General features: G+C 58.6%; 13 protein-coding genes. 5 read left to right on the top strand and 8 right to left on the bottom strand.

What is annotated here, in order from left to right; genetic code table 11:
* Window positions 1-25 precede the first annotated feature (25 nt).
* Complete coding sequence (locus tag D8U69_RS21745; protein ID WP_130908107.1) at window positions 26-901, bottom strand: AraC family transcriptional regulator; 876 nt, start codon at window positions 899-901, stop codon at window positions 26-28.
* Between the two features lie 151 nt (window positions 902-1052).
* Between D8U69_RS21745 and D8U69_RS21740 the strand changes: the two genes are divergently transcribed.
* The gene (locus tag D8U69_RS21740; protein ID WP_130908106.1) at window positions 1053-1955 is read left to right on the top strand and encodes a DMT family transporter; all 903 of its coding nucleotides are present in this window, start codon (window positions 1053-1055) and stop codon (window positions 1953-1955) included.
* A gap of 12 nt (window positions 1956-1967) precedes the next feature.
* On the opposite strand, the gene D8U69_RS21735 is transcribed toward D8U69_RS21740, so the two are convergent.
* On the bottom strand, window positions 1968-2477 hold the full coding sequence (locus D8U69_RS21735; RefSeq protein ID WP_056855091.1) for a DUF2165 family protein: 510 nt from the start codon (window positions 2475-2477) through the stop codon (window positions 1968-1970).
* Between the two features lie 197 nt (window positions 2478-2674).
* Complete coding sequence (locus tag D8U69_RS21730; RefSeq protein ID WP_130908105.1) at window positions 2675-3655, bottom strand: D-glycerate dehydrogenase; 981 nt, start codon at window positions 3653-3655, stop codon at window positions 2675-2677.
* Window positions 3656-3819: 164 nt separating this feature from the next.
* On the opposite strand from D8U69_RS21730, the gene D8U69_RS21725 reads away from it, so the two are divergent.
* Complete coding sequence (locus D8U69_RS21725) at window positions 3820-4056, top strand: hypothetical protein (protein WP_130908104.1); 237 nt, start codon at window positions 3820-3822, stop codon at window positions 4054-4056.
* A gap of 153 nt (window positions 4057-4209) precedes the next feature.
* Here the strand turns inward: D8U69_RS21725 and D8U69_RS21720 are convergent, their stop codons facing one another.
* The 5 genes from D8U69_RS21720 to norR form a co-directional block, all read right to left on the bottom strand.
* Window positions 4210-4959 carry a YkgJ family cysteine cluster protein gene (locus tag D8U69_RS21720; protein WP_130905196.1) on the bottom strand — a complete coding sequence of 250 codons (750 nt, stop codon included), beginning with the start codon at window positions 4957-4959 and terminating at the stop codon, window positions 4210-4212.
* Between the two features lie 83 nt (window positions 4960-5042).
* Window positions 5043-5369, bottom strand: coding sequence for a hypothetical protein (locus D8U69_RS21715; protein ID WP_056855095.1), 327 nt, complete (start codon window positions 5367-5369; stop codon window positions 5043-5045).
* Window positions 5370-5412: 43 nt separating this feature from the next.
* Window positions 5413-5871, bottom strand: coding sequence for a GNAT family N-acetyltransferase (locus D8U69_RS21710; protein ID WP_130908103.1), 459 nt, complete (start codon window positions 5869-5871; stop codon window positions 5413-5415).
* Window positions 5872-5898: 27 nt separating this feature from the next.
* The gene (locus D8U69_RS21705; RefSeq protein ID WP_056855097.1) at window positions 5899-6801 is read right to left on the bottom strand and encodes a chemotaxis protein; all 903 of its coding nucleotides are present in this window, start codon (window positions 6799-6801) and stop codon (window positions 5899-5901) included.
* Between the two features lie 250 nt (window positions 6802-7051).
* Window positions 7052-8602: a nitric oxide reductase transcriptional regulator NorR gene (norR, locus tag D8U69_RS21700; protein WP_056855098.1), complete on the bottom strand. Its 1551-nt coding sequence runs from the start codon at window positions 8600-8602 to the stop codon at window positions 7052-7054.
* Window positions 8603-8757: 155 nt separating this feature from the next.
* Between norR and hmpA the strand changes: the two genes are divergently transcribed.
* The 3 genes from hmpA (at window position 8758) to cyoA (ending at window position 12451) form a co-directional block, all read left to right on the top strand.
* Complete coding sequence (hmpA, locus tag D8U69_RS21695) at window positions 8758-9939, top strand: NO-inducible flavohemoprotein (RefSeq protein WP_130905198.1); 1182 nt, start codon at window positions 8758-8760, stop codon at window positions 9937-9939.
* A gap of 261 nt (window positions 9940-10200) precedes the next feature.
* Complete coding sequence (locus D8U69_RS21690; protein WP_130905199.1) at window positions 10201-10710, top strand: disulfide bond formation protein B; 510 nt, start codon at window positions 10201-10203, stop codon at window positions 10708-10710.
* Between the two features lie 805 nt (window positions 10711-11515).
* Window positions 11516-12451: a ubiquinol oxidase subunit II gene (gene cyoA, locus D8U69_RS21680; RefSeq protein WP_056855101.1), complete on the top strand. Its 936-nt coding sequence runs from the start codon at window positions 11516-11518 to the stop codon at window positions 12449-12451.

The raw sequence follows: 12451 nt of genomic DNA, 5'->3' as shown, positions 1-12451 counted from the left end.
TGGATGATCTGCCAGCCGCTGGATATCAGCGCAAAAACGCCTGCCGATATTCCCCCGGCGTCCCACCCAGGCTCTGGCGAAAACGATTGGTAAAGTGACTGGCGCTGGCAAATCCGCACGCCAAGGCAATTTCGCCCAACGGCTGCGAAGTCGAGCGCAACAGTTCCCGCGCCCGGTTCAGGCGTCGTGCCAACACGTACTGATGTGGCGGCAAACCGAAACTCTCACGGAACATCCGGGCAAAGTGGTATTCCGACAGCGCGCACAACGCTGCCAGTTGCCCCAGGCTGATGGCTTGATCCAGATGGCTGTCGATGTACTCCACCAACAAACGCCGTTGGTTTGCTGCCAAACCACCCTTGAGACGCAGACCCGGTCGCACGCTGACCTGACTGAGCAGGGCGTGGCTGAGAATCTCGTGGGCCAGGCTGCTGGTGAGCAGGCGCTCGCCCGGTTCTTCCCAGTTGAGGCTGATCAACTGACGAAAACGCACCGCCTGCTGCGGGTCATCGAGAAACGTCCGTTCGCGCAGTTGCAACTCCCGTGGTTCGCGGTCCAGCAGGGTGACGCAGCCAAGGGCAAATTGTTCCGGGCTGAAATACAGGTGAGCCAGGCGAATGTCGCCATTGATCACCCAGCCTGACTGGTGGTCGGCGGGCAATATGCACAATTTGTCGGGGCCACCCTTGTTGCCGGGTTGGTCACGGCGAAAGGTGCCGGTGCCGCCAGCGATATAGCACGACAGCGTGTGATGGCTTGGCGCTTCGTAATCCTGGGCGTCGTGGTGGTTGCTCCACAAGGCTGCGGACAAGCCGTCACCGAGCTCGGCGCTGTGCTCAAGGCGAGCATTCGGCGAGCGGTTGAGGGCTTGAAAGACTTGTAGGGTATCCAGTGAGGCCATGTTCGTTGCTCGCTAACGCCTGCTTCCAACGCCTTGCATCCTACTCTGTAGCGCTGCGACTGCCAGCCAGTTGCCTGACAAAAGCGCAAGTTTATGCAAGTGCGCAAAGGCACGGCGCAGGACACTGAGCGCCTATCGAGGAGCCTTTGCCATGAACCTGTCGTTATACCTGTTGACTGTGCTGATCTGGGGCACCACCTGGATTGCCCTGAAATGGCAACTGGGCGTGGTGGCGATTCCCGTATCGATCGTCTATCGCTTCGGCCTGGCAGCACTGGTGCTGTTCGCGATGTTGTTGCTCAGCCGAAAGCTGCAAGTGATGAACCGGCGCGGGCATCTGATTTGTCTGGCGCAGGGTTTGTGTCTGTTTTGCATCAATTTCATGTGTTTCCTGACGGCCAGCCAGTGGATTCCCAGCGGTCTGGTGGCCGTGGTGTTTTCCACCGCGACCCTGTGGAACGCCCTCAATGCGCGGGTGTTCTTCGGCCAGAAAATCGCCCGCAATGTGTTGATGGGTGGTGCGTTGGGCTTGCTCGGGCTGGGCCTGTTGTTCTGGCCTGAACTCGCTGGCCACACCGCCAGCCCGCAAACCTTGCTCGGGCTGGGTCTGGCGCTGCTCGGCACCTTGTGTTTCTCGGCGGGCAACATGTTGTCGAGCCTGCAACAGAAAGCCGGGCTCAGACCGTTGACGACCAATGCCTGGGGCATGGCGTACGGCGCGGCGATGTTGTCGGTGTGGTGCCTGGTCAAGGGCATCCCGTTCGAGATGGAATGGAATGCGCGCTACATTGGCTCGCTGCTGTATCTGGTGATTCCAGGTTCGGTGATCGGTTTCACTGCTTACCTCACGCTGGTCGGTCGCATGGGGCCGGAGCGTGCGGCTTATTGCACCGTGCTGTTCCCGGTGGTGGCGCTGAACGTCTCGGCGATTGCCGAAGGCTATCAGTGGACCGAGCCGGCGCTGGCAGGGTTGGTGATGGTCATGTTGGGTAACGTCTTGGTGTTCCGCAAACCCAAGCCGAGTGTAAGTCCGATGGCGAGGAAACTGGCATGAACAACCAGGGAGTCAGTTATCCTTCACCGCCAGCAGATAGATCAGCCCAAAAAACATGTATTCGATATTGCTTCTTGCCCAATAGAAGGCATTACGATTGACGGAAGACTCCATGTCGAACCACTCGTTGAGAATGATTACATATAAAACCTGGTAAACGAAAATGGCGCTGCTGAATCCAATGATGGCGAATTTTTTTGCTTCATGGAATTCACTTCGTGGTGCTGCAAGTTTGCGGTATATCTGATAGGCGCCTACCAGGAAACTGATGGTAAAGATGACTTCCAACGTTATGATTGCCCAGTAAAAACGATGATGAAAAAGCGGATGAGTGACGGCCCGGTAAAGTCGAGAATCATTACCGGTGGTATCGCTCATGCTGATGATTCGCCCGATATACTCGGTGTAGGCTGCATAGTCGGTGAAGTTGTTGATGGAAGTAGTGAATCCGAACAAAAAAGCTATCAGGACGACGAGTAGTTTGCTCCTTCTGATAACTAAGGTGGTGGTGAAGTTATTCATTAGAGTGCACTCCGATTGCACGATTATTGCCATTGTTGTGTCGGAGTCTATCTATCTTTCTCGGGAAGAAGTTTGGTACTGAATTGCAAGTTGTGTCGTTGTGCATATTTGTAGGAGTTGACGCAGGCTGCGATTTTTATTTAACGATCAAATTTGAAAAATCGCAGCCTTGGGCAACTTCTGCAGGAATACTCGGTTTAATTCTTGCCTTTCCAGACGTGCGGGTTCACCAGGTCTTGCGGTCGTTCGCCGAGCAGCGCGCTGCGCAGGTTGGCCAGGGCGCGGTTGGCCATCGCTTCGCGGGTTTCATGTGTGGCCGAGCCAATGTGCGGCAAGGTCACCGCGTTTTTCAGCTGGTAAAGCGGCGACTCAGCCAGCGGTTCTTTTTCGTAGACATCCAGCCCTGCGCCTCGAATGCGGTTGTTTTGCAGCGCTTCGATCAGTGCCGGCTCGTCGACCACCGGGCCACGCGCAATGTTCACCAGAATGGCGCTTGGCTTCATCAGCGCCAGTTCGCGGTGGCTGATCAAGTGCCTGGTTTTCTCACTGAGCGGCACCACCAGGCACACGAAGTCGGCTTCGGCCAATAGATCATCGAGGCTGCGCAACTGCGCGCCCAGTTCCTGTTCCAGCGCCGTCTTGCGGCTGTTGCCGCTGTAGAGGATCGGCATGTTGAAGCCCAGGCGGCCACGGCGGGCGATGGCGGCACCGATGTTGCCCATGCCGACGATGCCCAGGGTCTTGCCGTGCACATCGCAACCGAACAGCTGCGCGCCGACCGTGGCCTGCCATTGTCCGGCCTTGGTCCACGCATCCAGTTCGGCGACGCGACGGGCACTGCTCATCAGCAAGGCGAAAGCCAGGTCGGCAGTGCTTTCGGTGAGCACGTCCGGGGTGTTGGTCAGCATGATCCCGCGTTCGCTCAGGTACGCCACATCATAGTTGTCATACCCCACCGAGACGCTGGACACCACTTCCAGTTTCGCGGCGTTCTCCAGTTGCGCGCGTCCGAGCTTGCGACCGACGCCGATCAAGCCATGGGCATGGGGCAGGGCTTCGTTGAACTGGGTGTTGATGTCGCCGTTTTTCGGGTTGGGCACAATGACGTCGAAATCTTGCTGCAGACGTTCGACCATCTCAGGCGTGATGCGGCTGAAGGCGAGGACGGTTTTTTTCATGGATGCAGGCTCGTCGGGCGGAGGAGGATGCTGAGCACGCTAACATTCTTCGCGGGATTTGTGCGAGTCGCTTAACAGCAGCTTGCAGCGCTTCATCCAGTTATACTGGCGCCTTTCGTGGCTCGCTGACCGGGCCCGACATTTGCGCATCACCCGGAGCTTTCATGACTTCCCCGAAACAACCGCCGGCCGACGACGTCTTGAGCGACAGCGTCGACGCCAGCGCCGACAGCGAAACCAAAGCCGAAATCCCGGCGTTCAAGTTCCCGTTCAAACCGGGTGAACTGGCGTCCGCCAAGGGCTCCAACCAGCCGTGGTACAAGAACGGTGCCCAAAACGGCCACACCAAGACCCCAGGCATGGCGCCTCCGGGTACTCGGCGGTCGATGGGCAAGCGCTGAACACCGGATGATCGCGGTGGCAGGACTATCCCCATCGCCAGCAGGCTGGCTCCCACAGTGGTACGAGATGTTCGTGAATTTTATGTTCAGCACTGACCCTGTGGGAGCCAGCTTGCTGGCGATGACGCCGGTGCAAACACAGCAAATCCCGAATCAAGCCGCCCGCAACGAAATAAACGCATAGTTCGCAGGCTGCTCAGTCGCCAATTGCGCACCGGCCGCCATTACCTGCCCGGCAATCTCCTCGCCGGATACATGAAACTGCCACTCGCTGCTCCACTCCGGCAGCGTCTGCCCGGTCAATTCGTCGATGATCGTGGCGAACTCGTGCATGTCCGGCAGAAAAGCGGTGAATCCATCGCCTTTCAGCGCGGCCGTGCGAAACCCAAGCAGCGCACAAATGGCGTCCTTGACCTGGATGTCATCGCGGTCCGCTTGACGGGAACGCTGGATCAGTTCTGACAACTCGCGGTCGACCAACTCGCCACCGACGATCAGCTCAGGCCCTTTTTCCCACGACTCGGGCGGGCAATCCTTCCCGGCCGTATTCAGTGGAATGTGCGGATTGATCTCCATCGGATAAATGCGGCACACCAGCGGCCGCCGCTCATAGATGCGGCAGAGGTTGTCTTCGTCAAGATTCCGGCAGGCACCGACGTTGTAAGCCGCAAAGGTGATGGCGACGTAGGCCTCTGCGTCGGCGCTGCGAACCCGCGCCGATCGGCGTTCGGCGTGTTCTCGTTGCTGCTCCGGCAAGCCCAGCCCGTTACTTAAAAAGGCTTCCGCCAGAATGATCACTTGCCCCCCGTCCGCCGCCCACATGCGGGCTTCGGGCAGGGTCAGGGGTACATGGTGGTCATTGCAGCATTTGCCACAGCCTACGCAGGAAAACGTCGTATTCATTTAACGGTCAGTCGCATCCGGGGGCATCAATCGGCGACAGGATGCCGCCGTGCAGATCCCTGACGAAGCAAGTTATGCGCCACTCACTGCGCCTTGGTGGCCGGGCGGATGGAGTCCCATTCGGTGACGTAAGCGGTTTTGCTTTTTTTGTTGTACAGGCACAGCTCGGTGCCTTGCGCGCCTTTCATGTGTTTTTGCGGATACTGGCCTTGCAACAAAAGCGCGGTGTAGCCAACGCGGTCATCGAACTGCGCGGCATTGCCGACGGGTTTGGCATCCTTGAGGCCACTGGCCTTGGTGCAACTGGCGAGCACGGTTTTGTCGTAGGCGGCCCAGGCATCAGGGCTGGAGGCGTGGGCCTGGGTAGCGAGGGCCGTGAGGCAGAGGAAGGTCAGGGTGGCAGCTTTCATGGGTCAGCAATCCTTGGGCAGACAGGGCCAGCATGTGAGTATGTCAGAGTGGAACCGGTTCCCGACGCACCTCACGCATTCCGACACTTTCATATAACCGCCGCGCCCGATGGTTGTCTTCCAGTACCTTCAAATCCACAAAACCTTCCCGTCTCTGATCAAATACCTTGAACGCATGCAACAGCAGCGCGCGTCCCAGGCCCCGGCGTTGCGCCCGTGGATGCACCACCAGATTCTTGATGTAGGCACTGGTCCAGCATTGGCACACGGCAACCACGCCTTCGGCGTCCAGGGCCACAAAGCACAGCGCGGGATCGTATTCAGGATCGGTTTCAAAATTTTGTTGCCAGCGCTCCAGCGCCGGCACCCGGCCACCGCCGTCGCGGTAACCCAGTTCCATCAAGCGATGTACCGCTCGTGCAAGTTCGGGACGATAGTCAATCAATTGGACGCCAGTTGGCCAGTCAATGGCCGGCGCGACCTCTGCGAGGTTGCGCCGCATCAACCAGCAATAGTCCCCGGCCAAGGCTCAATGACCTTGTTCGGCCACAGCCTTGGCCGCGTCGATCAGGCACTTGGTCAGTTCCGGTGAGGAGAATTTGGTCAACACCGCGTTCGCCCCGGCCTGACGGGCCTTTTCGCTGTTCATCGCGCTGTCCAGCGAGGTGTGCAACAGCACGTAGAGGTGCGCGAAGTCCGGGGTTTCGCGCAGGGTGCGGGTGAAGGCGTAGCCGTCCATCTCGGACATTTCGATGTCGGAGACAATCAGGTTGATCTGTTGCGCGGTGCCTTGCAGGTCGAGCAGGCAATCGATGGCCTCCTTGGCGCTGCGAGCGGTGTGGCATTGCAGGCCGAGGTTGCGCAGGGTATGCACCGATTGCTGCAAGGCGACCTGGCTGTCATCGACCACCAGAATCCTCGCGTTACCCAATATTTCGGCGTCTTCCATGCTCAGTTCGGTCGGTGCCATCTCGATCTGCACCGGGGCGATGCCGTGGATGACTTTTTCGATGTCCAGCACCTGCACCAGCGTGCCGTCGACCGAGGTGACACCGGTGATGTACGCGCTTCTGCCACCGGAACCAAAGGGCGGCGGGCGGATGTCGGTGGTCAGGCAGTGAACGATCTTGCTCACCGCCTGAACATGCAGGCCCTGCTTGGAGCGGCTGACATCGGTGACGATCAGGCAGCCACCGTCCGGATCTTCCAGTGGGCGCTCGCCGATGGCGCGGCTGAGATCGATCACTGACAACGAGGTACCGCGCAAGGTGGCAATACCCTTCACGTGCGGGTGCGACTCCGGCAGTTTGGTCAGCGGCGGGCAGGGGATGATTTCGCTGACTTTGAGCAGGTTGATCGCCATCAACTTGCCGCTGCGCAAGGTAAACAGCAGAAGCGAAAGTGAGTCTGCGCGGGCTTTGGTGGAGGACATAAGAACCTTCTGTGGAAAAAGGTGGCGGGCGACCGCGAGGATCGCCAACAGCTATCGATGCCGGGTTATCGACTTGTCAGGGGCAGGCTTTAGGTTAATTACCGGCTGCCAGTCAATTGGTACCCCCTGTGGCGAGGGAGCTTGCTCGCGCTCGGCTGCGTAGCAGCCGCAACAGCTGCAAACGCATTCCTTCGCCTGATTGGGGACCGCTTCGCGCTCGAGCGGGAGCAAGCTGCCTCGCCACAAGGGCTTACTTCATGCCCAACCTTTTGGCCATGCGCCCAAGATTCGCCCGATCCAAGCCTAGCTCACGGGCGGCACTGGCCCAGTTGTTGTTGTGCCGCTCCAGGCATGCGCCGATCAACTGGCGCTGATAATTCTCTGTCGCCTCGCGCAAATCACCCGTCACCAACGCCATCGCGGCGGCGGCCGGTTGCTCGGTAGTGGCTTCAATGCTGCCGTTGGGCAGGTCCAGGTCAGCAGCGCTCAAACTGAGAATCTTTGGCCGCTCTTTGCAGTTGCCCAGCGCCTTCAATGCGCTACGACCGATCAGGTGTTCCAGTTCCCGCACGTTACCGGGCCAGTCATAGGCGAGCAACGCAGCTTGGGCATCACTATTGAGGCGCAAACTGTTGAGGCCCATGCGCGAGCGGTTCTGCTCGAGGAAGTAACCGCTGAGCAGCAGCACATCGCGGCCACGGTCACGCAGGGCTGGCACCAATAAAGGATAAACACTGAGACGGTGATAGAAGTCGGCGCGGTAGCGGCCGCTGCGCACTTCTTCGGCGAGATCGCGGTTGGTCGCTGCGATCAGGCGAACGTCGACCTGATGTTCCTTGTCCGAGCCCAATCGCTGCAACTGGCCGCTTTGCAGTACTCGGAGCAATTTGGCCTGTACCGTCAGTGAAAGCTCCCCAACTTCATCGAGAAACAATGTACCACCATTGGCCAGTTCGAATTTGCCGCGACGATCACTCATCGCTCCGGTGAAGGCGCCGCGTACGTGGCCAAATAATTCACTTTCCACCAGGGTGTCGGGCAGCGCGGCACAGTTGAGGCTGATGATCGGTTTGTCGGCCCGTGGCGAGGCCGCATGGATGGCTTGCGCCACCAGTTCCTTGCCGACTCCGGTTTCCCCGGTGATGAGCACAGTCAGGTCGCTGCCGCCCACCAGATTGATTTCTTCCACCAGCCGTTTCAGCGCTTTGCTCTGGCCGATCATTTCGCGGTTCTGCTGACCGCTGGCCTGGCGATAGACCTCGGCGCGCTGATGTTCGTCTTCGACGCGATTGTTCAGGCGTTCAATGCGTTCGACGGCATTGACCGTGGCGGCGGCGAGGCTGGCGAAGGCCTCGAGGGCGTCCAGTTCGATCGGTTCGAATTGCTCCGGGTCGAGGGCGTCCAGGGTCAGCAAGCCCCACGGGCGCTCATCGATAAGTAGCGGGCAACCCATGCAATCGTGGACTTCCAGATGGTCATCGAGGCCATCGACCAGACCGTCATACGGGTCGGGCATGTCGCTGTCGGCGGCGAACCGTGTCGGGCCGCTGCTGCTCAGTAATGCTTCAAAGCGCGGGTGTTCGCTGACCTTGAAACGTCGGCCGAGGGTGTCGGTACTCAACCCATCGACAGCCAGCGGGACCAGCCATTCACCATCGAGGCGCAGCAAGGCGGCGGCATCGCAGGGCAGCAGGGCGCGCATGGCTTCGAGCAGGCGCCGATAGCGCTCGCTTTCGGGCAGTTCGCGGGACAGGTCCGAGACCAGGGGCAGCAGGGCAGTAAGCAGAGATTTTGCAGTCATAGTGACTCCATGTAGTCGGAGTGACTATAATCCAGGCTGTGTCGTTCTGACTATCATGTTTTCAAGTTATTGATTTATATGGATTAAATTGTTGGCACGGAACCTGATAAGCATAGAGCAATAGTCAAGAAACCTTGTTGCTCAGGAGTCACTTTATGCTTAGCGTCCAAGACCGTGCCATCGTCAAATCCACTGTGCCGCTGCTGGAAAGCGGTGGCGAAGCGCTGATCACCCACTTCTACCGCATGATGCTGTCCGAGTACCCGCAAGTCCGCCCGCTGTTCAACCAGGCCCACCAGGCCACGGGTGATCAGCCGCGTGCGCTGGCCAACGGTGTGCTGATGTACGCGCGCCATATCGACCAGCTCGACCAATTGGGCGATCTGGTGGCGAAGATCATCAACAAACACGTGGCCTTGCAGATTCTTCCGGAGCACTACCCGATTGTCGGCACCTGCCTGTTGCGCGCAATCGCCGAAGTGCTCGGCGAAGAAATCGCCACGCCGGAAGTGATTGCGGCGTGGGGCGCGGCTTACGGTCAACTGGCGGACATCCTCATCGGTGCTGAAACCAGCATCTACGACCAAAAAGAGCAGGCACCGGGCGGCTGGCGTGGGGCGCGGGAATTCATCGTCGCGGCCAAGGTCGAGGAAAGCGCGGAAATCACCTCGTTCTACTTCGAACCGGTGGACAAAGGTTTGATTCTGGCAGCAGAGCCGGGTCAGTACATCGGCATGAAACTGATCCTCGATGGCGAAGAGATTCGCCGTAACTACTCGCTGTCGGCCCTGGCGAACAAAGGTCAATATCGCATCAGCGTCAAGCGCGAGGCCGGTGGTCGTGCCTCCAACTTCCTGCATGATCAATTGCACGTGGGTTCGACCATTCAGCTGTTCCCGCCATCGGGCGAGTTCACCCTGACCGCCAGCGACAAGCCGTTGGTGCTCATCAGCGGTGGCGTGGGCATCACCCCGACCCTGGCGATGCTCGAAGCGGCGTTGCAGACCGAGCGGCCGGTGCACTTCATCCACTGCGCGCGCAATGGCAGTGTTCACGCCTTCCGTGACTGGATCGACGGGCTGGCCGAGCGTCATCCGCAACTCAAGCGCTTTTACTGCTATGCCGAAGACGACGGCGTGAGCCCGGCGGCGCACAAGGTTGGCTTGCTGAGTCAGGAACAGTTGGGCGAATGGCTGCCGCAGGAACGCGATGTGGATGCTTACTTCCTCGGGCCGAAAGGTTTCATGGCGGCGATCAAACGCCACCTCAAGGCCCTGGGTGTGCCGGAGAAGCAAAGCCGCTACGAGTTCTTCGGGCCGGCTGCGGCACTGGAGTGAGCGTTTTGGCGCGGTGAAGCAATCTCACCGCGTTGCCTTTACCTCGGTTGATCGTTCCCACGCTCTGCGTGGGAACGCCTCCACGGACGCTCTGCGTCCGCTTTATGGGACGCAGAGCGTCCTTTGCTGCGTTCCCAAGCAGAAGATGGGAACGATCAGTTAATCCCTTCTTAACCCGCTTATCGTCTATTCCCCCGGCATCCCCCGGCTCGCGTCCAGCGTGTAGACTGGCGGTTAATCGATATCTTCAAGGGAAACGCGATGAGCGAGGAAACAATGCGGTTGGGGCGTGAACGGCGCTTTCTGGTATTGCTGGGCATCATCTGCCTGGCGCTGATCGGCGGTGCGCTGTACATGCAAATCGTACTGGGCGAGGCGCCATGCCCGCTGTGCATTCTGCAGCGTTATGCGTTGCTGTTGATCGCGATCTTTGCCTTTATCGGTGCAGCCATGCGCAACCGTCGCAGCATCACGGTGTTTGAAACCCTGGTGGTGATTTGCGCCCTGGCAGGCGTCGGCGTAGCGGGGCATCACGTCTATACGCAGTTCTACCCGGCGGTCAGTTGTGGCGTCGATGTGTTGCAGCCGATAGTCGACGACTTGCCCTTGGCGAAGATTTTCCCGCTGGGCTTCCAGGTCGACGGCTTCTGCTCCACGCCGTACCCGCCGATTCTCGGTTTGTCGTTGGCGCAATGGGCTTTGGTTGCCTTTGTGCTGGTGGTGATACTGGTGCCGCTGCTGACCATACGTAACCGCAAAGCGCTGCGCTGAGATTAAAAAAACGCCCCGGTCCTTGCAGAGAGGGCCGGGGCGTTTTTGTGTTTTCGGGGGGTGGCTGAAAAGTCCCTGACAGGGCGCAAGCAGAGGTGCGATACGTGTGCGACATGTTGTCACAGCTTTTGTGTCGCAGTGGCCTTCAAGGCTGCGGATTGGCACGCGGTCCGGCAATGAAATTGGTCTGTTTCGCAGTGTGTCGACTTTGCCCGCCATCCGGCTGGAGCAGGCAGTTTTAACAGGCTCTGGCGATTTGCCAGAGCCCTTGTCATCTGGGGGCTTGGGCCAGATCGAGCGTCGCCGCCAACGCGCTGAAGCTGTCTGAATCGCGGGTGGTAGACCTACAAATTTTGGTGTTTTTGTTGAGAATCAATTTCGATAAGATGCGCCACTTTTACGAATTTGGCGAAGCATTGTTGCGGCTCGGGATATAAATTATTTCGGGATGAGACATGGTTTAAAAAACGCTACATAACTACAATCGCCCGCACTGAATTCCCGGCGCTGCTCACCCTCGCGAGGTGCTTGAGCAGAATCAGGGTGTCGAGAGGCCGGGCGGCTTCATGCGACTCCCAGGTGTCGGTGCCTCCAACTATCCGCACCAAATGGAATTGGTCTGTAACAAGGCCTTTGACCACGAATTCGAATAAGAACTCACCGCTGGCCCAGGATTTGTCGAAACGCGTCTGACGCTCGACGGGCAAGCCCTTATTCAATCCAAGAAAATGCCAACCCTTGGCAGGGTGAAGTGTTGGCGATCAAAACCCAACTGCATTGCGCAAGCTGCTTTAGAGGTCGTGAGATGAGTAAAAACAGGTACCCCAGACTACTAGGCTTATTGCCGCTGCTCGGCACGTTGTTGCTGGGAGGCTGCAACATGACCTTGCTCAATCCCACGGGCCAGGTCGGCCTGGAACAGAAAAACCTGATCATCACCGCAACGCTGCTGATGCTGTTGGTCGTGGTTCCGGTCATCGTCATGACCTTCCTGTTCGCCTGGAAATACCGCGCGTCCAACACCAAGGCGACCTACACGCCTAAATGGAACCACTCCACCAAGATCGAGATCGCGGTGTGGACTGTTCCCGTGTTGATCATCATTGCCCTGGGTTACATCACCTACAAGTCGACCCACGAGCTGGACCCTTATCGTCCGATCGAATCCGACGTGAAGCCTGTGACCATCGAAGTGGTCGCACTGGACTGGAAGTGGCTGTTCATCTACCCGGAACAAGGCATTGCCACGGTCAACAAGATCGTGTTCCCGGCGCACACGCCAATCAACTTCAAGATCACCTCCGACGCCGTGATGAACTCGTTCTTCATCCCGGGCCTGGGTGGCCAGATCTACGCGATGGCGGGCATGCAGACCAAGCTGCACCTGATCGCCGACCGCAACGCTGAAATGGAAGGCATCTCCGCCAACTACAGCGGCGCCGGTTTCACCGGTATGAAATTCAAAGCGATCGCAACTTCCCAGGAAGAATTCGACGCCTGGGTAAGTGAAGTCAAAAAGGCACCTAAACAGCTTGAACAAGCTGAATACGCAGCCCTTTCCAAGCAGAGCCAGAACAACCCAGTCGAGCTCTACTCCTCGGTTACGCCGAACCTGTTCCAGATCATCGTCGACAAGTACGAAGGCATGAAACCGGGTCCTAAGGTGAAGCACGAGAAGAAAGAGAAAGAAGTGGCCGCTACGGACATGAACTCGCATTCAGCTGCCGGGGCAGAGGAGTAA

Origin of the sequence: Pseudomonas sp. Sample_16, assembly GCF_004307665.1 — a bacterium.
GTDB lineage: Bacteria > Pseudomonadota > Gammaproteobacteria > Pseudomonadales > Pseudomonadaceae > Aquipseudomonas.
This window is presented reverse-complemented; position numbering and strand designations above follow the sequence as displayed.

Coding starts and splice junctions, on each gene's coding strand:
- D8U69_RS21745 (WP_130908107.1), bottom strand. CDS start 901: ATGGCCTCACTGGATACCCTACAAGTCTTTCAAGCCCTCAACCGCTCG.
- D8U69_RS21740 (WP_130908106.1), top strand. CDS start 1,053: ATGAACCTGTCGTTATACCTGTTGACTGTGCTGATCTGGGGCACCACC.
- D8U69_RS21735 (WP_056855091.1), bottom strand. CDS start 2,477: ATGAATAACTTCACCACCACCTTAGTTATCAGAAGGAGCAAACTACTC.
- D8U69_RS21730 (WP_130908105.1), bottom strand. CDS start 3,655: ATGAAAAAAACCGTCCTCGCCTTCAGCCGCATCACGCCTGAGATGGTC.
- D8U69_RS21725 (WP_130908104.1), top strand. CDS start 3,820: ATGACTTCCCCGAAACAACCGCCGGCCGACGACGTCTTGAGCGACAGC.
- D8U69_RS21720 (WP_130905196.1), bottom strand. CDS start 4,959: ATGAATACGACGTTTTCCTGCGTAGGCTGTGGCAAATGCTGCAATGAC.
- D8U69_RS21715 (WP_056855095.1), bottom strand. CDS start 5,369: ATGAAAGCTGCCACCCTGACCTTCCTCTGCCTCACGGCCCTCGCTACC.
- D8U69_RS21710 (WP_130908103.1), bottom strand. CDS start 5,871: ATGCGGCGCAACCTCGCAGAGGTCGCGCCGGCCATTGACTGGCCAACT.
- D8U69_RS21705 (WP_056855097.1), bottom strand. CDS start 6,801: ATGTCCTCCACCAAAGCCCGCGCAGACTCACTTTCGCTTCTGCTGTTT.
- norR (WP_056855098.1), bottom strand. CDS start 8,602: ATGACTGCAAAATCTCTGCTTACTGCCCTGCTGCCCCTGGTCTCGGAC.
- hmpA (WP_130905198.1), top strand. CDS start 8,758: ATGCTTAGCGTCCAAGACCGTGCCATCGTCAAATCCACTGTGCCGCTG.
- D8U69_RS21690 (WP_130905199.1), top strand. CDS start 10,201: ATGAGCGAGGAAACAATGCGGTTGGGGCGTGAACGGCGCTTTCTGGTA.
- cyoA (WP_056855101.1), top strand. CDS start 11,516: ATGAGTAAAAACAGGTACCCCAGACTACTAGGCTTATTGCCGCTGCTC.